Annotated in this window: 25 protein-coding genes; 14 read left to right on the top strand and 11 right to left on the bottom strand. The window is 56.0% G+C overall.

Annotated elements, in window-relative coordinates:
• Positions 1-100: 100 nt before the first annotated feature.
• The gene (glnK, locus tag H573_RS0104545) at positions 101-439 is read left to right on the top strand and encodes a P-II family nitrogen regulator (RefSeq protein WP_027873226.1); all 339 of its coding nucleotides are present in this window, start codon (positions 101-103) and stop codon (positions 437-439) included.
• Positions 440-639: 200 nt separating this feature from the next.
• On the top strand, positions 640-837 hold the full coding sequence (locus H573_RS0104540) for a hypothetical protein (protein ID WP_027873225.1): 198 nt from the start codon (positions 640-642) through the stop codon (positions 835-837).
• Here the strand turns inward: H573_RS0104540 and H573_RS17035 are convergent.
• Positions 834-1,541, bottom strand: coding sequence for an HAD family hydrolase (locus tag H573_RS17035; RefSeq protein WP_051171014.1), 708 nt, complete (start codon positions 1,539-1,541; stop codon positions 834-836). The genes H573_RS0104540 and H573_RS17035 overlap by 4 nt on opposite strands.
• Positions 1,542-1,543: 2 nt before the next feature.
• Positions 1,544-2,434 (bottom strand): tyrosine recombinase XerC, encoded by an 891-nt coding sequence (xerC, locus tag H573_RS0104530; protein WP_027873224.1) that lies wholly within the window; start codon positions 2,432-2,434, stop codon positions 1,544-1,546.
• Positions 2,435-2,580: 146 nt separating this feature from the next.
• On the opposite strand from xerC, the gene H573_RS0104525 reads away from it, so the two are divergent.
• Complete coding sequence (locus H573_RS0104525; RefSeq protein WP_036255742.1) at positions 2,581-3,789, top strand: alpha/beta hydrolase family protein; 1,209 nt, start codon at positions 2,581-2,583, stop codon at positions 3,787-3,789.
• Here H573_RS0104525 and H573_RS17030 read toward each other — a convergent pair.
• The 4 genes from H573_RS17030 to H573_RS0104505 form a co-directional block, all read right to left on the bottom strand.
• A complete protein-coding gene (locus tag H573_RS17030) occupies positions 3,786-4,889 on the bottom strand; it encodes a succinylglutamate desuccinylase/aspartoacylase family protein (RefSeq protein ID WP_051171013.1) in 1,104 nt (367 codons plus the stop codon). The two genes, H573_RS0104525 and H573_RS17030, sit on opposite strands and share 4 nt — an antisense overlap.
• 34 nt (positions 4,890-4,923) lie before the next feature.
• Positions 4,924-5,829, bottom strand: a complete 906-nt coding sequence (gene rimK / locus H573_RS0104515; protein WP_027873222.1) for a 30S ribosomal protein S6--L-glutamate ligase — start codon at positions 5,827-5,829, stop codon at positions 4,924-4,926.
• Positions 5,830-5,866: 37 nt separating this feature from the next.
• Positions 5,867-6,313, bottom strand: a complete 447-nt coding sequence (locus H573_RS0104510) for an ATP-dependent zinc protease family protein (protein WP_027873221.1) — start codon at positions 6,311-6,313, stop codon at positions 5,867-5,869.
• 146 nt (positions 6,314-6,459) lie between these two features.
• On the bottom strand, positions 6,460-7,908 hold the full coding sequence (locus tag H573_RS0104505; RefSeq protein WP_027873220.1) for a coniferyl aldehyde dehydrogenase: 1,449 nt from the start codon (positions 7,906-7,908) through the stop codon (positions 6,460-6,462).
• A 118-nt stretch (positions 7,909-8,026) separates the two neighbouring features.
• On the opposite strand from H573_RS0104505, the gene H573_RS0104500 reads away from it, so the two are divergent.
• Positions 8,027-8,725 carry an SIMPL domain-containing protein gene (locus H573_RS0104500; protein ID WP_027873219.1) on the top strand — a complete coding sequence of 233 codons (699 nt, stop codon included), beginning with the start codon at positions 8,027-8,029 and terminating at the stop codon, positions 8,723-8,725.
• A gap of 197 nt (positions 8,726-8,922) precedes the next feature.
• Here H573_RS0104500 and H573_RS18850 read toward each other — a convergent pair whose 3' ends face one another.
• Positions 8,923-9,705 (bottom strand): DUF2889 domain-containing protein, encoded by a 783-nt coding sequence (locus H573_RS18850; RefSeq protein ID WP_051171012.1) that lies wholly within the window; start codon positions 9,703-9,705, stop codon positions 8,923-8,925.
• A 227-nt stretch (positions 9,706-9,932) separates the two neighbouring features.
• On the opposite strand from H573_RS18850, the gene H573_RS0104490 reads away from it, so the two are divergent.
• The 3 genes from H573_RS0104490 to H573_RS0104480 all read left to right on the top strand — a co-directional run bounded on the left by H573_RS0104490 (position 9,933) and on the right by H573_RS0104480 (position 13,369).
• Positions 9,933-10,679, top strand: coding sequence for a DUF4126 family protein (locus H573_RS0104490; RefSeq protein WP_027873218.1), 747 nt, complete (start codon positions 9,933-9,935; stop codon positions 10,677-10,679).
• A gap of 174 nt (positions 10,680-10,853) precedes the next feature.
• The gene (locus tag H573_RS18845) at positions 10,854-11,693 is read left to right on the top strand and encodes an OmpA family protein (protein ID WP_051171011.1); all 840 of its coding nucleotides are present in this window, start codon (positions 10,854-10,856) and stop codon (positions 11,691-11,693) included.
• Positions 11,694-11,731: 38 nt separating this feature from the next.
• Positions 11,732-13,369 carry a ShlB/FhaC/HecB family protein gene (locus H573_RS0104480; protein WP_027873217.1) on the top strand — a complete coding sequence of 546 codons (1,638 nt, stop codon included), beginning with the start codon at positions 11,732-11,734 and terminating at the stop codon, positions 13,367-13,369.
• A gap of 16 nt (positions 13,370-13,385) precedes the next feature.
• Here the strand turns inward: H573_RS0104480 and H573_RS0104475 are convergent, their stop codons facing one another.
• A complete protein-coding gene (locus H573_RS0104475; RefSeq protein WP_036255740.1) occupies positions 13,386-13,874 on the bottom strand; it encodes a MarR family winged helix-turn-helix transcriptional regulator in 489 nt (162 codons plus the stop codon).
• A gap of 90 nt (positions 13,875-13,964) precedes the next feature.
• On the opposite strand from H573_RS0104475, the gene H573_RS0104470 reads away from it, so the two are divergent.
• The gene (locus H573_RS0104470) at positions 13,965-15,176 is read left to right on the top strand and encodes a multidrug effflux MFS transporter (protein ID WP_036255738.1); all 1,212 of its coding nucleotides are present in this window, start codon (positions 13,965-13,967) and stop codon (positions 15,174-15,176) included.
• A gap of 16 nt (positions 15,177-15,192) precedes the next feature.
• Here the strand turns inward: H573_RS0104470 and H573_RS0104465 are convergent, their stop codons facing one another.
• Positions 15,193-16,071 (bottom strand): LysR family transcriptional regulator, encoded by an 879-nt coding sequence (locus H573_RS0104465; protein WP_027873214.1) that lies wholly within the window; start codon positions 16,069-16,071, stop codon positions 15,193-15,195.
• 120 nt (positions 16,072-16,191) lie between these two features.
• Here H573_RS0104465 and H573_RS0104460 point away from each other — a divergent pair, with 120 nt between their 5' ends.
• From H573_RS0104460 to H573_RS0104440, 5 genes are all read left to right on the top strand, one after another.
• Positions 16,192-16,965: a ferredoxin--NADP reductase gene (locus tag H573_RS0104460; protein ID WP_027873213.1), complete on the top strand. Its 774-nt coding sequence runs from the start codon at positions 16,192-16,194 to the stop codon at positions 16,963-16,965.
• 136 nt (positions 16,966-17,101) lie between these two features.
• Positions 17,102-18,235: an alpha/beta hydrolase family protein gene (locus H573_RS17015; RefSeq protein WP_051171010.1), complete on the top strand. Its 1,134-nt coding sequence runs from the start codon at positions 17,102-17,104 to the stop codon at positions 18,233-18,235.
• 36 nt (positions 18,236-18,271) lie between these two features.
• Positions 18,272-21,004, top strand: coding sequence for a CehA/McbA family metallohydrolase (locus tag H573_RS0104450; RefSeq protein ID WP_027873212.1), 2,733 nt, complete (start codon positions 18,272-18,274; stop codon positions 21,002-21,004).
• 157 nt (positions 21,005-21,161) lie between these two features.
• Complete coding sequence (locus H573_RS0104445; protein WP_036255856.1) at positions 21,162-21,812, top strand: YiaD family glycine zipper/OmpA-like lipoprotein; 651 nt, start codon at positions 21,162-21,164, stop codon at positions 21,810-21,812.
• Positions 21,813-21,872: 60 nt separating this feature from the next.
• A complete protein-coding gene (locus tag H573_RS0104440; RefSeq protein WP_027873210.1) occupies positions 21,873-22,334 on the top strand; it encodes an LEA/WHy family protein in 462 nt (153 codons plus the stop codon).
• An 8-nt stretch (positions 22,335-22,342) separates the two neighbouring features.
• On the opposite strand, the gene H573_RS0104435 is transcribed toward H573_RS0104440, so the two are convergent.
• On the bottom strand, positions 22,343-23,137 hold the full coding sequence (locus H573_RS0104435; RefSeq protein ID WP_027873209.1) for a ParA family protein: 795 nt from the start codon (positions 23,135-23,137) through the stop codon (positions 22,343-22,345).
• Between the two features lie 75 nt (positions 23,138-23,212).
• On the bottom strand, positions 23,213-23,485 hold the full coding sequence (locus H573_RS0104430; protein WP_084497921.1) for a DUF1145 domain-containing protein: 273 nt from the start codon (positions 23,483-23,485) through the stop codon (positions 23,213-23,215).
• A gap of 96 nt (positions 23,486-23,581) precedes the next feature.
• Here H573_RS0104430 and H573_RS0104425 point away from each other — a divergent pair, with 96 nt between their 5' ends.
• Complete coding sequence (locus H573_RS0104425) at positions 23,582-24,208, top strand: riboflavin synthase (RefSeq protein WP_027873207.1); 627 nt, start codon at positions 23,582-23,584, stop codon at positions 24,206-24,208.
• Positions 24,209-24,220: the final 12 nt, after the last annotated feature.

The raw sequence follows: 24,220 nt of genomic DNA, 5'->3' as shown, positions 1-24,220 counted from the left end.
CCGTTGTAGGGATAGGCTGCAGCAATGGCGCTACGCTTGCCAAGGGTACTGGGCCTAGGCTAAGTTAGCGCAAAGTCGACATTTGGGAGATAGTTTCGAGATGAAACTGGTAAGTGCAGTAATTAAGCCGTTTAAGCTGGATGACGTGCGTGCGGCCTTGTCTGAAATTGGTGTTCAAGGGGTTACGGTTACCGAGGTAAAAGGCTTTGGGCGCCAGAAAGGGCACACTGAGCTATACCGCGGCGCAGAATATGTTGTTGATTTTCTGCCGAAAGTGAAGCTGGAAATCGCGGTGGCAGATGACCTGCTGGAGAAGGTCATCGATACCGTTACTAAAGCGGCCAATACCGGCAAAATTGGCGACGGTAAAATCTTTGTTACCGCGCTAGAGCAGGTGATTCGTATTCGCACCGGCGAAACCGGCGAAGAAGCGATTTAGCCCGCAGAGCTTTTTAGTGAATGGCGCTTCGGCGCCATTTTTTTTGCCTGAATGTTCGTCAATCAACGCATTATTATTGTTTGAGTAGATATTGCCTGAGTGACATAACGAAAAAGCCTAATAAGGCGCTTGTCAGCCCGGCTGGGGTCGCAGTATAAAGCGGTGACGACTGACTGTTCTCCAACGCGGAGGGTAAGCTGATGGGATCAAAAGTTCGAGGCGGTGATACAAAAAAACACCTTGGCTTAGGCGTGAATGAGCCGCTGACGAGTCACGACCGAATGCGGGAGCAACTCGCTCAGGATGTCGCTGAATTCCTAGCGCACGGCGGTCATATTACTGAGCTTGAGCCGCATATGCGCAGCGGACATGCGGATGCTGATCAGGACGGCGTTTAACGCGTATTTTCAACCTGCTCGATAAGCGTGGGCAGCTCGCGCCAATCTGCAAAGTGGCCGTGAGCCCCCGTGTGCTTTTCGCGGCCAATCCCGGGCATAAGTGCTTGAATGCTGGTTAAGCCCGCCCCCTGCGCGCCGTCAATATCATCCCGTGGGTGGTCGCCAATATGAAGCAACTCACCCTTAGCGCAGCCGGCGGCAGCAAGCGCGGCGTGAAAGGCAGCAGGGTCGGGTTTGCTAATGCCGATGTCCTCCGCTTTTATGCAGGCGTGAAAATGTCGACTGCAGGGGTGCATGCGCAGGTCCGCGTTGCCATTGGTTAAGCTGACCAAAAGGAATCGCTCGCTAAGCGTGCGTAACACCTCTTCTACATGCTGAAAGAGTTGAACATTTTGGCGAGCTGCAATGAAGTGAGTAAAGACTTCGGCAGCGATCTCGGGACTCTGCTCGCCATAGCCGCAATCGCGCAGGGCAAGTTCCAAACTGAGTCGACGCCATTCACTGATCTGGTGACGCAGTGCGGGTTGCTGCTTCAATAACGCAAGGCGATGCTCGCGCAGTGCTTCGGCTGGGTAGTGTTCCGCGAGCTTTGGTGCCAGCTCCAGTGCTTTTTGCTGAAACACACGCTCTGCGGACTCCAGCACCGGGCGGCTTGGCCAGAGTGTGTCGTCGAGATCAAAGCTGATTGCGCGAATGCGTGCCATGGCTAGTCCTTTCTGGTTTTGCGTCCCGCTCTGGGGTGAGCCTGATCATAAACCTTGGCGAGGTGCTGAAAATCCAAGTGCGTATACACCTGGGTCGTGGACAAATTTGCGTGCCCCAATAGCTCTTGTACGCCGCGCAAGTCGCTGCTGGATTCGAGCAGGTGGCTGGCGAAGGAGTGCCTCAGCATATGCGGATGAAGCGCTTCAGGTATGCCTTGCTGCTTGGCGCGAAGTTTGATGCGGCTCTGAATTGCGCGGTGACCAAGGCGTCCGCCGCGCATGCTGGTGAAGAGCGCGGTGTCTTCATGGGGGCGACAACGCAGCCAACTCTTAACCGCCTGGCATGCCAGGCGGCCCACAGGGAGTGTGCGGCTCTTACGCCCTTTGCCGGTGACCGCAACTAGCCCTTCGCGCAGGTCAATATCGTCGACATCCAGATCGGCGAGCTCAGCTAGACGCAGGCCCGATGAATAAAACAACTCCATTATGGCGCGGTCACGTAGATCAATCGGCTCACTTCCCGGAAAGGCAAGCAATTGCGCTATCGCTTCTGCATTGAGTGTTTTAGGCAGGGGGCGCCCCCGTCGGGGTGCGGTGATTCCATCGGCGGGGTTTTTCTTCGCACCGAAATCACGTTGGCGATGCTGGTAAAAACTACGCAGTGATGAAAGTTGCCGCTGGATGCTCGCCGGAGAGGCGCCACTGCTTCGTTGCTGGGCAATTAACTGGCGGATATGGGCGGCGTCGAGCGCGCCGCTGTGTGTCAGTTTGCGCTCTTCACAATAATTGGCGAGTTTGCTCAGGTCTCGCTGGTAGGCCTCCACTGTATGGGGAGAAAGCCGTCGGACATCGCGCTGATAGTCAAGGAATTGCCGGATTTCCTGTTCAAGCATACGGTTGGCCTGTGTTCGAAGGTCTCAGCTTAGGTTGTCGCGCGCCAGTGGGCAAGGCTACGGGCTTATGTCGGCACATGCGGGCTTTCATTTAATGGAGAATATGATAAAACGAGCTGAGACGCTGATAAATAATAAGGACAACAATGACGGATAACGCGCTGCCCAAAGTGACGGAGATGCCACCGTGGTGGTTGAGTCTCCCGGAAGATTTTTACAGTCAATCCGACGGTACCGAGCTCGACGGTGAGTCCCCCCTGCAAGTTTATGGAACTGCTGCGGTAGACCGTGTGCTGCGCACCGCATTGGGGTCGGCGATCAGTGCATCGTTGTTGCCCAAACTACTGTTAAACCCCAGCGCCTTGGCAGATGAGCGCCGGTTCATGGACTTTTACGCCGGACTGGCCGCACAGCGCGATGTCACGAAGGTTTTTAAGACGCCCCCTCAGGTCGATGTAAAGGCCGTGCAAACACCGCGTTGGGCCGGTTGGCGAAAGAAAGTACCCACCCTTCAGCTCAGCTTCGACAGCCCCTTTGAGCCACTGAACCCGGATATGGTGGATCGCTACCTCAGCCATCAGCGCAATCGCCGCGCGCAGGTGCAGTACTGGAGTCACCCGGAGGGGTCGCGACCGACGCTGATTTTTGTGCACGGCGTGGTAGCCAGCGACTACGAGTTCAATAGCCGTTTCTTCTCGTTGCCGTGGTTTTACGAGCGCGGCTATGACATTGCACTGTTTACTATTCCCTTTCACGGGCAGCGTGCAGGGCGTTTGTCATTGTTTAGTGGCCAGGGTTTGTTTAGTGATGGCTTTGCTCAGATGACCGAGGGCATGCTGCAATCGATCTGTGACCTGCGAGTATTGGTGGACTTCCTAGAGCGGCGCGGTGCTCCGCATATCGGGATTTCCGGTTTGAGCCTGGGGGGCTACCTAAGCGCCTTGTTGGCGGCGGTTGAGCCGCGTCTGGCCTTTTGCATACCCAACTCCCCGTTGGTTGCGCCGGTAGATACCATCCGAAGCTGGCAGCCGACCCACGAGATTATGGAGTTAATCGAACGGCGCTCGGGCTTTTCGGCCATGGACTTGCGTCGAGGAATGGCGATACACAGCCCCTTGAGTTATCAGCCTCTGCTAGACCCTGAAAAAGTGATGATTATTGGTGGTGCCGGTGACCGCTTTACACCGCCGCGTTTTGTGCGGCTACTGCACGGTCATTGGCCCGATAGTCATTTGCACTGGTTCCCCGGCAATCATGTTATCCACCTGGGGCGCCAGGAATACCTGAAGCTAATGCTGAGCTTTATGGACAGCCACTGCCAGGGCCAGACGCTACAACAACGGGCGCAGGCTTAGCTGGCGATCGGCGGGTCTTCGCCGGGCGCGGGCGGGTAGGCTTCGGGCTCAAAGGCTTCCATAATTTCGTTGTAGTGCAGTAAGGCCTCGTCGATATCCGCCTTATATTTGGCGATGTGAAAGAGCGCGTCGCCCTCATATATTAGGGGAAGGTAGGTGCGACCGATAACGATGCCGGCCTCGTTAGCGACGATCTCTACGTCGCCGCTACTATCGCCGATGGGGTCAGAGATCACGGCGATTACTTCATCTTTCTTGACGAATGCGCCCAGGGGAACGAGTGCCCTCAGTACGCCGCTAACCCTGGCGCGCACCCAAAAAGATTGGTCGGTGACCATCGGTGTGCGTTTTGGTCGCTTGCTGCGAGAGGCAGGCAGCATGCCAATCTGTCGCATCACGTTGATAATGCCCGACACACCGGCGCGAATGGCGACTTCGTCGAAGCGCAGTGCTTCCCCAGCCTCATACAACAGAATGGGTATCTTTTGGTCATTCGCCACCTCGCGCAATGAGCCATCGCGGGTTTTCGCGTGGAGCATTACCGGGGCGCCGAAGGCTTCGGCCATCGCGCGAGTGCGCTCGTCTTGAAGGTCAGCGCGGATTTGCGGCAGGTTTCCGCGGTGGCGAGCGCCGGTGTGAAGGTCAATCCCGTAGTCGCAATGGGCAACCACTTCATTGAAAAAACTGTGGGCGATACGGCCCGCCAGTGAGCTTTTGGGAGAGCCTGGGAAGCTACGGTTGAGGTCTCGTCCGTCGGGCAGGTAGCGGCTGTTATTGAGAAAGCCGTGTACATTGACCACGGGTATGGTGACCAAAGTGCCGCGCAATGAGCGCAGGGAGCGATGCTGGAGCAGGCGCCGGACAATCTCTACGCCATTAATTTCATCGCCGTGAATGGCGGCGCTGACAAAGAGGGTTGGCCCCTCGCGTTTGCTGCGCACGGTTTTAATGGTGATGGAAAGCTCGGTATGGGTGTAGAGCTTTGCGACCGGCAGCGCCAGCTGTTGGCGGCTGCCGGGAATAATCTCTGTGCCGGCGATTGAAATACGCTTTGCCTGTTGGCGGCTGCGCCGTGTTCTTGCTGCGGGTTTTTCTGACACTCAGTTCGGCTCCAGAGCGATGTGGTGGCTAAATTTAGCCTCGTCCACGTGTTTTAGTTTTATTGGGGCCAGCATTCTCTTCGATAAACTTCACGATTTCGCCAGCAACATTTTTGCGGCTAGCATTCTCAATTCCTTCCAGTCCGGGGGAGGAGTTGACTTCCATAACCAGAGGGCCACGCGAGGAGCGCAATATATCCACCCCGGCGACATTCAGGCCCATAATTTGCGCGGCCTTGACCGCTGTGGCGCGCTCCGCCGGCGTCAGCTTGGTTAATTCGGCGCTGCCCCCGCGATGAAGGTTGGAGCGAAACTCGCCGCTCGCTGCGGTGCGCTGCATGGCCGCCACCACTTTGCGACCGATGACCAAGCAGCGGACATCCGAGCCGCCCGCCTCTTTGATGAACTCCTGGACGAGAAAATCGGCTTTGAGCTCGCGAAACGCATCGATAACACTTTCTGCGGCCTTGGCGGTTTCTGCTAACACCACGCCCCGCCCTTGAGTGCCCGCGAGCAGTTTGACGACGACCGGTGCGCCGCCCACCAATTTAATGAGTTCCTTGGTGTTGTGCACGTCGTGGGCGAAGCTGGTTACGGGCATGCCGATATTTTTGCGAGACATTAATTGCAGGGCGCGCAATTTATCGCGGGAGCGCCCCAGCGCTACCGACTCTGTCAGGCTGTAGGTGCCCATCATTTCGAACTGGCGGATAACCGCCAAACCATAGGTCGTGATAGAGGCGCCGATGCGCGGAATAATGGCGTCGAAATCTTCCAGCTTTTCGCCCTTGTACCACACCGCAGGCTCGTTAGAGCTCAGCTCCATATAGCATTTGAGTGTATCGAGCACACGCACTTCGTGGCCCCTTTCCTTGCAGGCTTCGACCAGTCGCCGGGTAGAGTAAAGGCGGCTATTGCGTGACAGTATGGCGATTTTCATAGTCGGTACTCTCCGTGCACCTTCGGTGCGCAGTGGGTTAAGGCTGGGGCTCGCTCGCACAGTAAGAGCGACTGGGGTCGACAATATAGTTTTTCATTGCCGTGCGCCCAATTAGCATTCGAAACAGCATGTCAGAGCGGTCGGCCAGGGTCATCTCGATAGACAACTGCTGATCGCCGAGCGCAAGGGTCGTTTCGATTACGTAACGCATGCTGCGGTGACCGCCGGAGTCCGTCACCTGGCGATAGTCTTTAATTTCGGCTTCGCAGGAGACCGTTTCAGTGTCGTCATGTTGCTGAGGGTGTACTTTAAATTTCACCCATGGCTTGCCGTCGCGGTCGAAGGTTTGAATGTCGAAGGCGTGGAGGGACGAACTGCGGGCGCCGGTATCGACTTTCGCCTTCAGGTGGCTGATGCCCAGGTCGGGCAGGCCAACCCATTCTCGCCAGCCAAGAACGCTTTGTGTTGTTAGAGGAGCTGCCAAGCGATAAGCCTCACGCTGTATTGACGGTATAAAGGGTTATAGCGTTGACCCTAGCATAATGCGCGGATTATGCGCGAACACTGGGGGGAAGGAGAAGGACTATTTTCAGGAAATGCGGCCGCCGTTTCGGGCGGCCGCACAGGGCGCTACTTACGGATCATGGCGTTCAGTGTTTTGTCGGCCTTGTCACCGTAGGGTGGCAGCATGCCCCCCAGCTTTTGAAAGTTGAGATTACTCTGTTTATAGACCGCTTTAGCGTGGCTAAATGTGCGGAAGCCATCGACGCCATGGTAGTTGCCCATGCCGCTAGGGCCAATGCCGCCAAAGGGCAGGTCTTCACAACTAACATGGAAGATAACGTCGTTAATGGTCACTGCGCCGCTAATGCTGTGGTCGAGAATCCGCCGCTGCTCGGCATCGTCTTTGCCAAAGTAGTACAACGCCAGGGGCCGGGGGCGGGCATTAATGTAGTCCAGACAGTCGTCGAGCTTGCGGTAACTCTTCACGCAAAGAATGGGGCCGAAAAGCTCCTCTTGCATGACCTTGAGCTCGTCACTGGGATTAACAATGACGGTTAACGGCAGTTTGTGAGTGCCATCCTGCCGGTCGAAGTTTTCATTCGCAGGATTGAACTCGCGAACGTCAGCACCTTGTTCGCGCGCGTCAGCCAAATAGCTTTGCAGACGCTGGAAGTGGCGGCCATTGACCACGGACGTGTAATCCGCATTATCCAGCAGCGAGGGAAACAGGCTGCTCAGGTGGTTCATTACCGCGCTGATAAAGTCTTCAAGCTTCGCTTCTGGCACAAACACATAATCTGGTGATAGGCAGACCTGGCCAACGTTGAGAATTTTGCCGTTCACAATACGCTCGGCCGCTTCTTGTAGCGCGTAGCTGTCGCTGATGATCACCGGTGACTTGCCGCCCAGCTCCAGCGTGACCGGCGTTAGGTTGTCGGCGGCGGCGCGCATAATATGACGAGCAATGGAGGTCGCGCCGGTGAAGATAATGTGGTCGAAGGGGGCCGCTGAGAAGCTGGCGCCCACATCGGGACCGCCGTTGATGGCAACCAGCTCATCTTCTTTAAAATATTTGGCAACCAGTTTTTCCACCAGCTCTCCGGTTTTGGGTGTGACTTCCGAGCATTTAATCATCGCTCGGTTGCCTGCGGCCAGCACGCCCGCCAGCGGTGAAAAGATCGTATTAATGGGGAAATTCCAAGTGCCGATAATGCCGACAACGCCCACGGGCTGGTATTCGACACGCGCCTTGCCACCTAACAGATTCATTGGAAAGGGGGCTTTGCGTTTTTCGTGCTTCATCCATTTTTTGAGGTGCTTTTTGCTGTGCTTCAAGCACTCGATAGTGGCATAGATGTCAGACATCAGTGACTGATGGCTGCTGCGGTGGCCGAAGTCTTCACTCAGGGTCGCGACGATGTCGTCGCGGTTGTCGAAGATCAAATCGATCGCGCGCGTCAGTCTGTCGATGCGAGTTTCGGCGCTGACGGCGCCGCCGGCAATGTAGGCATTGCGTTGCTTGTTTAGGATGCACTGGATATTTTCTGCTGCGCTGTTGTCAACCTGACTGTTCATTGTTGTTCTCCCGCTTGATGAGTGGTGGTGACGCACGTTTATCGCGGCGTCATATTATTGTCCGGGGCATTGCCGCCGGTGTGATTATGGAATGATTCAGAGAAGGAAGCCCAGTCCCATGAAATTGTTGCGAAATGTACTGCTGAGCCTGTCGGTGTGTCTGCCTTTGCCACTGTTGGCGTCGGCGCTCCCCGATGATCCCCATATTGTTGTGCAGGGCTACGGTGAAGTTGAAGCGTTGCCCGATAGCGCCGAATTGCGTCTTCAGGTGTCTGACACGCAGAGCACGGCTTCTGCCGCAAAAGCCAACGTCGACCGACGCGTGGCGGCGGTACTCGCGGCCGCGCGCGCTCAAGACATTGCCGACACGGCTATTCGTGCATCGCAGATCCGAGTTCACCCCGACTATGTCTGGGAGGACGGTAAGCGCAGGTTGCGGGGACAGCGGGTCGAACGCCATGTCGATATTTCGCTGGCTGACCTGAGTCGCTATGGGGATCTTGTGGATGGCTTGATGGCGGCGGGCATCACTGAATTGGGCCAGGTGCAATTTGTTGTCGCCGATCGCGACGTATTGGCCGAGCGTGCCCTGCTTGCCGCGGTGGCTGACGCTCGCCAGCGGGCGACGTTGCTGGCCAACAATCTGGGCCGTAAGCTGGGCAAGGTGTACCGCATTGACGCGAGCAGTGCGCCAGCGGTGCCGCGTGGCAATCCCGGCGTGATGATGATGGAAGCGAAAGCCAGTGCCGATGCGCCGATGCTGCTGGGGAAAGAAACCGTGTCGTCGCGCTTGTCGCTGGTGTTTTTGCTCGACTAGCGCGCGATGGGCATAAAAAAAGCACCCATCAAATGGGTGCCAAGCGGGGGTGCTACTATGGAGACGTTTGTTAGCGACTGCTAGCGTTGAAGCGGTCGCTGTTAAACATGATTCCACTATAGCCATTGCCCCCATGTCACAATATTCGTAATTGTGCCTATCGCTGTAATGGCTGGCCGCAGGCGGGTATGGCTCACTCAAGGTGTTACGTCCTTGAACGTTAACAAGTGCTGCTCGGCATGACTGAAATCCCGCACAGTGCCGGCCACACGATAGGCCTGTTCTATTTGTGGTGAGGTATAGGTATAGCAGGCGCCATACATAACCTCTCGCGAATCATTAGCCGCCTCGCCGGCCATTGCTTCCAGGTCGTATCGCCGCGCGCTGGAAACAAAGTAGGCCTTCTGTAAGGCGAAGGCGGCGCGTTGCTCCTCCCCCTGAAATGCGCGACCGGCCCAGGCCGTAAAGCCTTTGAACAAGACATTCCCCGCGAATTCAGCGGGCTCGAGAATTGTCCAATCACGGCAGCGCCAGCGGTGCACCAGCTCGTCGTTGACGCGGACTTCGGCAATACCACCTTGCTCACCGGTTTCATCATCGATGCGCATATCGTAAACCCGCTCACCTTCACCGCGTGCTGCCTGAGCAATGGCGAGCAGACAGAGGTCGTAGAGGTGGGTGCAATTGGCGGTTGGATTGCTGTGGGCAAGCAGTACCTGGCTGTCTTGCGTGACGGGCAAACCCACCAAGCCCTGCAGTGGCGTAACGGCGCCTGGGCAGGTCGAAAAAGGAATGCGCAGTGTCTCGGCGTTGATGGCGGTTACCGTGCTGCCGTCGTGGTCCAACGTTAAACGAAAACCGTGGTTGTGGTCTTCCAATTCGGCAACCACCTGAAACTCAGAGGCGCGCAGCTGTATTCGGCGGCGAAAGCAGCCGCTTCCGTAGTTGGGGTTCTCTGGATAACTGTTGTAGGTCGACATGGTATTTCTCCAAGCTCAACCCTTGATACTACCCGCTCTGCGCGCGCAGTGATTGACCGTTCCGGTCGATTTGGGTGACGCATGAGGTCACTGGCTGACGGCGTGGCTTTTCGCGCCTATTCTCAGTATGTTGGTGACTGCGCAGAATAACGGCTGATATCCCCCCGCGCCGATGCCGGGTAGGGGGATATTGCAGCAAATCTGTTGGCCTGGTCGAGGAAAGACAAGTGGATGAGTATCAACAGCTAATTAGCCTGATATCACTGACCATGGGGGTGGCATGGGCCAGTGGCTTGAATCTCTATGCGGCAATTTTGGTGTTGGGCTTGGGCGGTGCCAGTGGCGGCATCGTATTGCCTGAGAATTTACAGGTCGTGCAAGACCCGGCAGTAATTATGGCTGCGGGCCTGATGTACGGGGTGGAATTCTTCGCCGATAAAATTCCCGGTGTTGATACCGGCTGGGACGCGCTGCATACGTTTATCCGTATTCCCGCTGGGGCCCTACTGGCGGCTAATTCACTGGGTGATGTGAGCCCGGCACTACAACTTGCTGCAGGCATTGTCGGCGGCTCGGTGACGTCGGTAACCCACGCTGCGAAAGCCAGCAGCCGTATGCTGATCAATACCTCGCCAGAACCAGTAAGCAATTGGGCGGCCTCGATCGGCGAGGATGTCGCCGTGCTAGGTGGTTTGTGGATGGCCGTGAATCACCCGCTGGTGTTCCTGATTCTATTTGTGCTGTTCCTGCTATTGCTGATTTGGCTGCTGCCGAAATTGTGGCGTGGCATTGCGCGCATATTCCGCAAACTGGGGCAGTGGTTGGGCTTGAGCGAGGCCGCCGAGCAGGAAATTGCGCCAGACGAGGGGGAGGCGCTGGCAGACTCGCTCAAAGAGTTAGAGGGCATGCACCGCTCCGGCAGCCTTACCGATGACGAGTTCGCGCAGGCCAAGCAAAAGCTATTGCGCAGCTAAGTCCTGAGCAATAGGGCTTAGGAGCTGCAACGCCCGGCGGAAATGCCCCAAACCCCAGACCGAAGCTGCCTTTTGCTCATTGTTGCCGCATAATGTCGCTGTCATCAGCCCGATTGGGCTGGAGCGACGTACCGTCGTTCCTATTCGCGTTATTGAAAACAACAGAGAGTGCCCATGTTCAGCCCTTTTTGTCGCCAACGTTTGCTGGTTATCGGCCTGGTTTTGGCGTGCAGCAGCGCACCTGTTCACGCTGGTTTATTGGCAGACCTGAGCCGAGCATTAGGCCTGCTGCCGGTGTTAACAGCAGTGAGCGATACAACAGGGCTGGCTCTGGACGAAACCGTGTTGGCGCTCGACGCCTCCTTGTCGGGAGGCTCAGTTTCTATGGCACCGGTAGCCCCTGCTGGGTTGGGAATGTCTGAGCGCGAGCGCTCCCAGCTGGCGGAGATGGATGCGCCGGCGAGCCAAGCGCTGGTGGCAGGACCCCTTGCCGAGGGCGGTGATCAGCCGGCGCTGGGTGAGGTGGAGTACCGTGACCCCCGCTATGAAGTTGCCTATGCCCAGACCGGCCCTCTCGATTGCCGTGACGGCGATGGTGATGGCGTCTGTGACCGCGACGACCAATGCCGAAGCACACCGCCGTCACATCGGGTAATGGCTAATGGCTGTCATTTGGAATCGGCAAGCCCATTGCGTCTGGATGGGGTGCATTTTGCCAGTGGCCGCTGGCAGTTGAGTCCGTCTGCGAAAGCCGTGTTGAATTTGGTGGTGGATGTCCTGCGTGAAGCGCCTTCGGGGCGCATTGAAATTGCCGGTCATACCGATAGTTCGGGCAGCGAGGCCTATAACCTTCGCCTGTCCGAGCGCCGTGCGGGAGCCGTTCGCGACTACTTAATAAGCAAAGGGGTTAGCGGTGAGCGTTTGCGAGCAAGAGGGTATGGCGAAGCGCAGCCGGTAAGTTCAGCCGAGCCGGCGCGCAACCGTCGTGTTGAGCTTCGCCTGCAAGCTGAATAGTTAGTGATACCGATAATTCCAGTTTAAGGAGAAAGAACATGGCAATTGATTTGCCACCCGTGATGCCGCCGCAGCTGGCGACGCAACAACAAGTCGAGTTTGCGAAACAATACCAAGGTAGCTACGTGCAGCGGGAGATTAACGGTGTGTTGCTGCGTGTTCAGGAAGCGCCTTACCTTTCAGAGGCGCAGCTGCAGGCGATCCTGGACGGCGCAGATAGCCCCTCTGCGGCGATCACCGCATTGAGTCGCCGCTACTACAATATGGGGCACCTGTTAGTGGGGCTGAGTTATTTCCGGCTTGGCGACACCGTGACGGTAATGGTCTCTCAAAATCGTGTGAAGGGCCTTCGAGGTGCGCCCTTGCTCACCCACTTTTTCTCTGGCCTGGTAGGTGATGACAACCTGCAACTGCACGAGTTTGACCGCGCTCGGGTGCCCGCGTCGATATACGCGGAGCGAGCGGGGCTGGAGTACAGCATTAGCTACGAGGCCCATGCAGACAATGAGGTGATTCTGGACTTCGTAGAGCGCGAGGCTGCCGATAGCGATGCCACGGATGTTGATGTGGAGCTCAATAACCGCGGTAGCCGGTTTTTGGGGCGATATTTTGCCCGTGTGGGTCTTGCCCACCGTTTTGCCACTGGCACCGAACTGAAGGCCAATGCGCAAACGGTTATTCGCGACTGGGGTGAAACTGGTGATGGCGATGATTACCAGCAAGTCGAGGTCAGCGTCGACCAGCCGTTACGCTACGGGCTCTACGGCATTGATCTATCCTATATTCGTTATGAGCGCGCCCCCGAGGTTGTCGTAACGAGCAGCGGGGGTGGGTTTTGCCTGCCGCCATTGATTAGTTGCCCTATTCAACAGCAGGTGCTGACACTGCCGCTGGATGCCGAGATTCAGCAGGCAAGTCTGCGTGGTGAGCAACTGCTGTTTAGCAACCCCCTGCGTCGTTTTAATGTCTTTGAGCGCCTCTCCTATGTGGACTCACGCATTGAGCCCCAAGCCGGTGGCGATGCGCTTTTGGAGGAACGCTTCGTGTCTCTGGAGCTCGGTGCGCGCTACACCCTGCGCGAGCAGTGGTTGGGTCGCCCGGTATTCGCGCGAATGGAGTTTGCCACGGAGCTGGGGTTGAGCGATGACGATGGCAGTCTTGGCCAAGAGCCAACAGCGAAGGTGGCGATTGGCCGACGCAGCGCCGAGTATCTGATTGCCAAGCCCGCGGTGGCGATGACGCTTGCACTCAGTGGCAACACGGAGTTGCGGCTGTCGGCGCAGGGACAGTGGACCGACAATACACAACTGCCTCAGCAGCGCCAGTGGGTGCTGGGTGGCGGCAGCAGCTTGTCAGCCTGGTTGCCGGGCACGCTTGTTGGCGATGACGGTGTGCACGCCAGCATGGCGATTCAGCGTGAGTACGCATGGCGCGATCTTACGTTAACGCCTGCGCTGTTTGTCGAGTATGGTGCCGCCAGGTTTACTGACACCGACGATGAACTCGGCGAGTGGCAAAACCTGGCCGATGCAGGCCTTGGGGTGAGCTTGGAGATGCCCTACGGTTTGAGTAGTCACTGGGTGGCGGCAGTGCCCCTGGCCGATGATGTCGACGACGAGGCGCGCCTGGATAGCAAGGAAGTCGATTTCTATTGGAGCTTGCGCTGGCAGTGGTAGGCGGCTAAGCGCACTCTTAGCGCGCCAACAACTGATCCAGTAATTGGCTAAGCTGTTGGCGCTGATCATCAGCCAGCGGTGCGAGCCACTGTTTTTGCAGCTCACACAGTGTTGTCATCGCCTGTTCAGCACGGCGTATTCCCGAAGGGCTGAGTTTCACTAATTGGCTGCGGCCATCATCGGGATTGGCGGGGCGCTCAATCAAGCCCGCCGTTTCCAGCCGTTTCAGCAGCTTGGTTAAACCGCCGCTGCTCATCAACAACGCCTTGCACAGTGCCGTCGGGCTAACGCAGTGCGGCGGCGGTTGGCGGCGCAGTGCCGCGAGCACATCAAACTCTGCTGGCAATAGGTTGTGGCTGCCTAGCTGCTCGCTGCCGGCACGCAAATAGTCATCGGCGCTTCGCAGCAGTCTCAATATCGAAGGTTGGCAATCTCTGTAGGCTTGGGGCCAGTTCTCGCGTTGCTGTTCACGCAGCTCGGCAATGCCTATGCGTCGGTCGTCCATCGCGTTGTTTCCGTCGTGTGGGAAAAGAATTTTATCTTGCTAGAAAGATAGTTGCCAGTTACTCTGCTCGCTTGCCTAACTGGAGCCGTTATGAATTCGCGAGCGGTGTCGCTGCCCATTACCTTTCTGCTAGCGTCGATTTTTGCCTTGTCACCTTTGGCTATCGACCTGTATTTGCCGACAATTCCGGCTATCGCCCGGGACTTTTCTGTGCCGGTGCAGCAGCTGGCGATCACCGTAAGTCTGTATATTTTGGGCCTGAGCTTTGGACAGTTTTGCGGCGGGCCCCTCAGTGACTACTGGGGCCGCCGGCCGGTATTGTTTGGTGGTTTGGCGATCTTTTTTGTCGCCAGCGTAATTCTGGCCTTTGCTGAAAGCCTGGAGGTCTTTTGGTTCGCCCGGGTATTGCAGGCTGTCGGCGGTGGTTTTGCTTCCGTTGTGGTGCCGGCGATTATTCGCGATAACACGGAGGGGCAAGCGACTGCCAAACTGTTCGCACTGATCGCGTTGATTACGATCTTCGCGCCTGCCATCGCGCCAGCACTGGGCACGCTGCTCTATACCTTGAGCGGCTGGCGAGCCGTTTTCGTTGCCTTGGCGGCCTACGCCTCTGTGGTGCTACTGGCAACGTGGCGCTTCCTCCACGTTACCGACGCCTCAGCATTACCGGGGCCCGCGCAGAGTTTGTTGCAGCGCTATCGCCATGTATTGCGTCACCGCGTGGCTATGCGCTATGTGTTGGTACAAGGCCTGACTTTCGCGGTGATGATGACCTTCCTAGTCAATTCCGCCGTGGTGTATATGGAGCACTACGGGCAGAGTGAGGCTGTGTTTTCGATTCTGTTTGCGGCCAATATTGTTACCCTGGCGATCGCCAACCGGGTGAATAACTATCTGCTCAATACCTTGCCTGCGGCCAAAATACTTTATGGTGCGGTGATGCTGCAGGGGGTTGCGTGCATCGGTTTGCTGCTTGTCACACCGTTTAACCCGCCTTTGTGGTTAGTGGTCGGGCTAATTGTGGTGAGTGTGGGTGCTCTGGGTGGGGTTATGGGCAATACCCAGGCCTGCTGCCTGCACTTTTTTCCCAAGCACAGTGGCATTGCGTCGGCGTTGCTGGGCAGTGGCCAGTATTTAATTGGCGCGCTTGTCAGCGCCCTGTCCACGCGTTTTGTCAGTGATCAGTTGTGGCCGATGACAATAACCATGGCGCTTTGCTCTGTGCTGGCGCTAATAGTCTTGCCGCGCCCCTCTCTCTACGCTCGCCAGGTGGAAGCGGATAGTTATGCAGAGGCTCACTAGGGCCTGTTAACAGGTCCTAACTGTTTTGGCATAGCTCGAGCCAGCGAATGATCCCCTCGCTGCGGTATTTTTGGCGGTGCAAAATGAAGTAGAAGTTGCGTCGCAGGTCCCGACTCGGAGTAGGGAGAGCGATGATGCGGCCGCTATCTATGGCCGCTTCCAGTGAGACGCGTGACAGGCAGCCGATGCCCAAGCCGTTCTCGACCGCACGTTTGATTGCCTCTGTATGTTGCAGCTCCAGACCAATTGTCATGTTTGGCAGCAGATCGTGCATGGCGCGATCAAACGCTTGGCGTGTACCCGAACCCGGCTCGCGCAGTATCCACTGAGCCTTTACAAGGTCGTCGTCTGTCAATGAGCTTTTCTTGGCAAGTGGGTGCTGCGGGCTGCAAAACACTTGCAGCTCGTCCTCTCGCCAGGGCGTTACCTCCAAATCGGGGTGTTGGAACTCGCCTTCAATCAGCCCCATATCCAAATTAAAGCTGAGCACCTGTTGGCCGATGGCCTCCGTGTTGGCGACATGCAGCTGCACGCTGGCGCTGGGGTGGCGTTGAATGAACTCCGCCATGATGTCCACGGCAAGGTAATTACCAATGGTCAGCGTAGCGCCAATTTTAATTTCACCAATACAGTCATGTTGTTTAAAGGCGTGTTCTAAGGCCTGTGCCTGGTCGAGTAAAGATTCCGCTTGCGGCCTGAGGGCGCGGCCTAACTCATTGATTTGCAGTCGTTTACCGACGCGGTCAAACAATTGAATAGAAAACTGTTTCTCCAGGTCTTTTAGTGCGCTGGACGCGGCGGACTGGGACATTGATAGCTGTTGGGCGGCGCGAGTGATGTTCTCGGTATGGGCGGCCGCGAGAAAGACTTCTAGCTGGCGAAGTGTGTAATGCATATCAATTGATCCGATTATTTAAATTCAAATAAGTTGTTTTGCCGATATGTTAGCCGCGACGTACAGTAACTGCAAATTCAATGGCAGCAGCCAAGTAGCACAGTATCAACGAGGTGAGCAATGAAGACGATAAGTTCTGAGCGAGTAACGAGCGTGCATCATTGGAATGATACGCTGTTCAGCTTTAAAACCAGCCGCGACCCTTCATTTCGATATAAAAACGGTCACTTCACCATGATCGGTTTACCGCAGGCCGGACGCCCGCTAATGCGTGCCTACAGCCTGGTGAGTGCTAACTACGAAGATGAGCTGGAGTTTTTCAGTATTAAGGTTCCCGATGGGCCGCTGACGTCGCAATTGCAAAAAATACGCGTGGGCGACGAGGTGCTGGTGAGCCGTAAACCGACCGGAACATTGATAGCAGACAATCTGTTGCCCGGGCGCAACTTGTACCTGCTCTCTACGGGAACCGGTTTGGCGCCCTTCATGAGCCTGATTAAAGACCCGGAGCTCTACGAGCAGTACGATAAGGTGATTTTAACCCACGGGGTTCGTTACCAGAGCGAGCTGGCTTACCAAAAGCTGATTTGTGAAGAGTTGCCCGGCAACGAGTACTTTGGCGAGCTGGTGCGCGACAAGCTGTTGTATTACCCAACGGTAACCCGAGAGGCGTATCGCAACAATGGCCGCTTAACAGACTTAATACGCTGCGGAAAACTCATGTCCGATGTGGGTTTGCCGGCCCTGAATCCCGAACATGATCGCTTCATGTTGTGCGGCAGCCCGGCCATGCTAAAGGAGAGTACGCAGTTGCTCCACAGCCTGGGATTTCGCGAAACGCGCGCGGGCGACTACGGGCACTACGTGATTGAGCGGGCATTTGTTGAGCACTGAGGCTGGTAGAGGCGTGGTCGCGGGATAAAAAAGTTGCCTCTGGCTGCTTTTTTATCCCGATATTGATGGCGAATGTGGAGTCGCGGCGCGGCTCTTGTTAAGTTACGGCTTTCTGTTTCTCCTAAGATAGCCGCATATGTTAAAGAAAATTCTTTTGGCACTCTTGGTGCTCGTCGGGGCGGCTGCCGCCGTATTTGTCTTTACTAAAAAGCCTGAACCTCTGGCGGCCGATTCGGCGTCGGCGCAGTGGTTGCAAGCCGGCCCTCAAGAGGTGACATTTTTTGATGTCACGCTTGTAGACGACACGCGGCCTATGCAGGCGAATGGCGATTTTTCCGGTAGCGATGAGCGCGAGCTGAAAACGCGTATATGGCTGCCCGAGGTGCTGCATGGTCGCGCACCACTGGTGATATATAGCCACGGCTTTATGTCGGACCGAACCGGCGGCCGTTATTTGGCCGAGCATTTGGCCAGCCACGGTTATATTGTGGCGGCAATGGACTACCCGCTTACCAATTTTAATGCCCCTGGCGGCCCATTGGTAAAAGACGTGGTGAATCAGCCCGGAGATATCAGTTTCCTGATTGACCAATTCCTAAGCTGGAATGCCGAGCAGGGCAACCAGTTTTACCAGCATATTGACGACTCGCGTATTGCCGCGATTGGATTGTCGCTGGGCGGTATGACATCGACAATGGTCGCCTTTCATCCGCGTTTGCACGACCCCCGTGTCAGTGCGGCGGTGTCGATTGCCGGGCCCAGCTACATGTTTGGCCCTGCTTTTTTCCAGAGCCGACCACTGCCTTTTATGATGATAGCCTCGCCCATAGACCCGATGATCAGCTATCAGGATAATGCCGCCGATATTCCTCAGAGGGTGCCCGGTGCGACACTGGTTACCATTGATGGCGCTTCGCACACTGGCTTTGCCAGCTTGGCTCGTGCCCTGCGATGGATGGACAACCCGGACAGTTTGGGTTGTCGGCAAGTCAATCAAGGCTTGGAGAAAACCGAAGACGATGATTGGAGTCACGAATTAGGCAGCTTGGAAGAGGGCTTAATTTTTGCTGAGCATCCCAAACTGTGTACGCAGATGCCGCTGCCGACGGCGATGAACCCGATTCGTCAGCATTGGCTAAATACCCTGGCGATTTATGCATTCTTAGAATCACATTTCGCTTTAGGCCAGCAGCAGCGTGTGGCTGCTAAGCGTTTTCTTGGCGAGCAACTGCCGGCCGAGCAATCAGATGTCAGCGTACAGCTGCCATAACGCATTTTTGGGGCCTTTCATGAAAAAGGATATTTAATGACTCGTCCCCCTCGCTTTTTTTGCCGCGCGCGAGCCTTGCTCGCCGTATGTTTCTGCGGGCTATCCTCTGCGGTGTTGGCGCAATCGTTAGTTCGCCCGCCGCTGGAATTTTTACCTGATGTGGATGCCGAGCCGGAGGCGGTATCGTCACTGTTGCGTGCCGAGCAAATGCAGTTGGCTAAGATGGATAGCTATCCCCGCGGTGGGCCCGATGCGATTGCCGGCGTGGGTGATTGGTGGCTCAGTAACGGTGTGCTTTGCGCGGCGATAAGTGATGTAGAACACGACGCGGGCATCGTTAGCGGCGGTGGCAGCTTGGTCGATCTTGGCTACTGTGACCGGGACGATGACCAGTGGAGCTACGCCAATTTCCTGACGGGTTTGAGCAAAGACACCGCGATTCCCGTGCAGCGCATTCACGCCGAAATTCGTGATGGTGGTGCCGAAATCGTTACCCTGGGCCAGCGCGACGGCTTGCGTCAGATTGTTCGCTACCGTCTTGAAGAAGACAGTCAAACACTGAACGTGCAGGTAGAGATAAGCCGTTATGCCGAGGGGCCTGCGCTGCGTTTGAGCGGTCTATTTACCCTCTACTCGCAGCGGGCACTGTCGCCCTTTAGCTATTCGAGCTATACGCCAGAGGCGACATTGGGCTTTGCACAAAAGCAGATAGATCGCCACGACACCGCTTCGTTGATCAATGGTCTCATGCCCGCAGACTGGAATATTCTGGTTGGCAGTGACGCCTATGAGGCCGGGGTCAGTTATGGCGTCCAGCTTGAGTCGGCTGAGCTGATTACTGCCAGTGGTACACGACGCTCGCTACCGACGTTCCTGGCGGTGTTTCCCGATTACAGTATGCACGGCTGGATGACGCGCCCTTTGTGGATGCAAAGTGAGCGCCTGAATTGGTTGTCGATGTTGCAGAACCGGTTTATGGATATCGACAAAAAGGAGCGCTTGCTCGCCAACTTTAATGTGGTGGTAGGCAAGCGCAGCGACGTGGCATCGGTCACCGACCAGATCTATCGGGGCCCCGAGCTGCGTGGCTATAGCAGCCACCAAGCGGTGTCCTTTTCGGTGTGGGACCGGCATGAAAGAGCCGTAACGCAGGTGCGCCCTAATGCCGATGGTAGTTTTCGCGTGCGCCTGCCCGATCGTGCCCAGCGCGTCAGGGTTAGCGCAGTGACCCCCTGGGGGCAGCGCAAAGCGAGAGAGTTATCGGTGGTGGATAGCCGCAATGACTCGGGGCGTTGGCTGTTTACCCAAAATGGTGAACTCAGTTTGCCCCGCAATGTTGCCATGAGTTTGTATTTTTTCGGTGTAAACGGCACGGCAGACCCAGAGTTTGGCGACGACTTGCTGGCGTTTTCAGAAGGGGGGATTGCCCAGCGCAATGAAGATCAGGGGAATCGCATTGACCTTGCCGGCGTTCCCTCTGACCCTGAGCGTATTTCTTTACCCGAGGGGCACTACCGCGTGCTGGTGGGGCGCGGAATTGAATATGACGTCGAAGAATACCTGCTGACTGTTGTCGCCGGGCAGCGCAGTGAGTTGCCCATTCGGCCACCCCAGCGAGCGTGGTATAGCGAAGACTGGCGAAGCGCTGATTTACACGTTCACAGTGGCGCCAGCTTTGATTCGGTACTGCCCCTGCAAGAGCGCCTGCGCAGCTTTGTCGCGCAGGGCGCCGAACTTCTGGTCGCATCAGAACACAATCGCATTGTCGATGGTCGGAGTGCGGTGTCGGCGATGGGATTGAACGGGGTGCTGCAGCTTATCGTCGGCAGTGAGTTCACGGGCATGGCGCACACTGCCAAGGCACCGTTCACAATTGGCCACAGTAATGCATTTCCCCTGCAGGCGCGGCCGGAGCAATACGCTGGCGGTATTCCCAAAATTGAAGGTAGAGCGTTGCGCGAATTGATTGCCGATGTTAAGCGTCGCGATCCGGGCGCGCTGTTTCAGCTAAACCATCCACGGGCTGTTGCTCCGCTAGACACTGACTTGGCGTTTTTCGAGCACCTTTCTGTGGGGAAAGAGTATGACCCTGCACTGCCCTTGAATAGTGATAACAATAACAGCCTGCTGAAGGTGGATCCGGCCAGCGGTGCCCGCGATATTGATTTTGACTTGTTGGAAGTGCTTAACGGCAGTGAATTTGAGGTGTATGAGACAGTGCGTGACGACTGGTTCTCGCTGCTGAACCAGGGCGCCAGGCGCGGTGCGACGGGAAATAGCGACTCCCATGGTCGTCGTCAGCACGCCGCGATCCCAAGAAATTATATTTATCTTCCGGAGTCGGGCGGCTTGCCCATCAGCGAGGCGGCGCTGGTGGAGGCGCTGTCTGAGGGGCGCAGTTTTATGACGACCGGCCCGTTTATGGCGCTTACCCTGCGAGAGGGTGACCAACGAGCGGGTATTGGCGATACCTTCGCGGGGCGTAGGGCAGAGTTACATGTGCAGCTGCGCTCTGCGCCCTGGGTCGAGCTGGAGCAGATGACAATTTGGGTAAACGGTCGCATATATCGTCAGCTGCCATGCCGGGCTAACGACCACAAAGTAATAGAGCTGGTGGTCGAGGAGGATGCCTGGGTAGTGGTTGAGGTAAGCGGGCCTGCGGGTGACCGTTACCGCCAGCTTTACCCCGGTTTGCGTCCGCTGGCGCTGAGTAACCCCATTTACTTTGATGCCAATCGAGATGGAAAGTGGCGCGCACCGCTGAACTAGGACTACTATTTAATTGTCATAAGCCACAGTAATAATACCGGATGTGAATAGTGGCCCTTTTTTATTGGAAAGCTTGTGCCATTATCGAGTCAGAGTCTGTAGCAGAAACAGACATACCAAAGTGTTAGGGGGAAATATGATCCGTATTCAGAAGTCCATGCGCCTCGTTGCATGTATCACCGTCGCGCTATTTGTCACTGCGTGTAGCATCGACCCGTACACAGGTGAAGAAAAAGCCAGTAATACCGCTAAAGGCGCCGGCTGGGGCGCTCTCGGGGGTGCGGTGCTAGGGGCGGCTGTATCCAGTAAGAAAGACCGTAAAAAAGGTGCGTTGATCGGCGCTGCAGCTGGCGCTGCTGCGGGTGGTGGCTACGGTTATTACATGGACCGCCAGGAAGCCAAACTTCGTGCCCGCTTGGAAGGCACTGGCGTCGGCGTACAGCGCGTTGGCGATACCATTAAGCTCATCATGCCGGGGAATATCACTTTTGATACCGGTAGCTCTGTCATCATGGGTGGTTTCACCAGTGTGCTGGACAGCGTCGCGCTAGTGGCCAAAGAGTTTGATAAAACACTGATGCAAGTAAACGGTTACACAGACTCGACCGGCAGCTTTCAGACCAACCAGACATTGTCAGAGCAGCGTGCAGGCAGCGTAGCGCGCTACTTCATGAACCAGGGTGTTGCGTCGAGCCGCATTCGCGCAACGGGTTATGGCCCTCGCGACCCAATCGCGGACAACAGCACTGCCTCTGGGCGTGCTCAAAACCGCCGTGTAGAGATTGAACTGCTGCCAATGCAGCAGTAAATCACTGCTTCTCTGCGTGGGGCGCCGCTCGGCGTCCCTTCTCTTTTCAAGGCAAATTCCGTGAATAAATTTTTTGTTGCTGCCATTGCGCTGCTATTGAGTGCCTGTGCAAGCTTTAGTCCCATTACCAAACCAGAAGTGGCGATAACCCGCATTAATGTGGGTGCGTCAAACGGTCTTCAGCAGCAATTGCTGGTGGGCTTGCAGTTGGATAACCCAAATGGCTTTGAGCTGAATCTGGGGCGGCTGCGCTATGAAATGCACCTGGCTGGCAGCAAGCTAGCATCGGGCAGCTTTAATGAAGAAGTGCGGGTGCCGGCGAATGGTCAGAGCAATATTGAGGTGCCAGTGGGTATTAACCTGCTCAGTGGTATTGGCTTGCTGCGCAATTTGCTGAGTAACGTTGGTGCCGACCTGGATTACGAGCTCAAGTTGAGTGCCGATGTGGGCAACTTTGGCCTGGGGGATATGACGGTCGTCAAGAAGGGCGTTGTCGGCATCAACGGCCGAGCAACGCCCTAGTTACAGTGCTATGCCCGGCGTGCGGCCTTGCTGCCGCTGTCGCTCAAACTGTCGTGCAGTGCAATCAACTGCTGCGTAAGTTTGTGGGAGGGGGCAAGGTGCACAAGCGGTAATTGCCGGTTGCGTGATTCCTTCATTTTTACAGAGCTGCTCAGGTATTGTTCGAAAACGGGCAGCTCGTTCGCACGCAGGCTGTCTACCAATTGGGCGGGCAAGCTCGCCTGGGCCTGAAACTGATTGACCACAATACCTTCTAAATGCAGCCCTGGGTTGTGGTCTTCGCGAATCTCCTCCACGGTTTCCAGTAAGCCCATCAGCGCGCCCTGCGAAAAGCTATCGCAGTCGAAGGGGATGACCAGGCTGTCGGCGGCAATCAGGGCTGAGCGGCTGTAAAAATTCAATGCCGGTGGCGTATCGATATAGATATGCTCATATTCTTTTTCCAGCTCGCGCAGGGCATCGCGGAGTTTGTAGATTTTGTGTCGGCTCTCGAGTTCGCGCTCGATTACTGCTAACTCAGGGCTTGAAGGCATCAAGTAGAGATTGTCGAATTCGGTTTCGTATACGCAGTCACCCGCGTCTTTGCTCTTGCCAAAAAGGGCCAGCTTTTGCTTAAAAAAGCTGGCGGCATTGTCGTCGAGGTCACGAAACTGTTCACCAACGAGGTACTCGCTGCTGTTGCCTTGGATGTCCAAGTCGATCAGCAGGGTTTTAAAGCCTTTCCAGGCGCTGATAGCTGCAAGGTTGCAGCTGATACTTGTTTTGCCCACACCGCCTTTTTGGTTAAAGATAACCCGCTTCATTGACTCGCCCTATTGCACATTGTTCGAAGTGGATAATGCTAGCAGTTCCGCGGGTTGTGGGCTATGGCTGATGACTTAGACTGCGGTAGATTTACGCTCATTCAGCCACGCTGACGTTCGGCCAAGGCCGAGTAGCAGCACGGTAATGTAACCCAGCGCTAGGTTGTTCGCGTAATCGCGGTGCAACTCTTTGCTGAAGATGAGACATTCACAGAAGTGAGCGGCTAATAGGCCGTAGCCGACCCAGTTGATCCAATGGCTGCTGTCGCCAGCCAGGGGCTGGAAAAAGTTGATCACAAAAGCCAGCCAAAATACCAGTGTGGCAATGTTCATTATGCGGAGTCCCATAGGCACCTCTTGTTGTTATTACTTTGCGGATAATTGTTGGCCACGCATAATGCGATATTCGTAGTATTGCTGCAATCACTAGCCAGGAGTTGATGGATGTATACAGGCATTGTTCAGGGCGCATTCCCCTTGTGTGGTTTGGTCGATGAACCGGGGTTGCGGCGCCTGGCCGTGGATCTGCCCGAGTCTCTGCAGGATGAGCTGAGCATTGGTGCCAGTATTGCGCTAAATGGCGTATGTATGACGGTCACTCGCATTGACGGGCCGACAGTGCACTTTGACGCGATGCAGGAAACGCTGTCGCTCACCACGCTGGGTCAGCTAAAAATGGGTGACAGCGTCAATGTTGAGCGTTCCGCTAAGCAGGGGGCGGAAATCGGCGGCCATCTGATTTCCGGCCACATTGATGGGCGGGCCAGAGTCTGTGAGGTGCAGCGTTCTGAAAACAATGTGAGTTTGTATTTCCAGTTGCCCGAGGCCTTGTGTAAATATGTTTTCCACAAGGGCTTCATTGGCTTGCATGGTTGCAGCCTAACTGTAGCGAGCATGGATAAAGAGCGCGGTATTTTTTCCGTCTGTTTGATTCCGGAAACGCTTCGCAGCACTAACTTAAGCGCACTGGAGGTGGGCAGTGAAGTGAATATCGAGGTGGACCGTCAGACCCAGGTTATTGTCGACACAGTGGAGAGGGTGTTGGCAGAGCAGGGGGTAAACCGGGAGTAAAAACGGCGCCTT

The organism is Neomelitea salexigens DSM 19753 (assembly GCF_000422345.1).
GTDB classification, from domain to species: Bacteria; Pseudomonadota; Gammaproteobacteria; order Pseudomonadales; family Spongiibacteraceae; genus Spongiibacter; species Spongiibacter marinus_A.
This window is presented reverse-complemented; position numbering and strand designations above follow the sequence as displayed.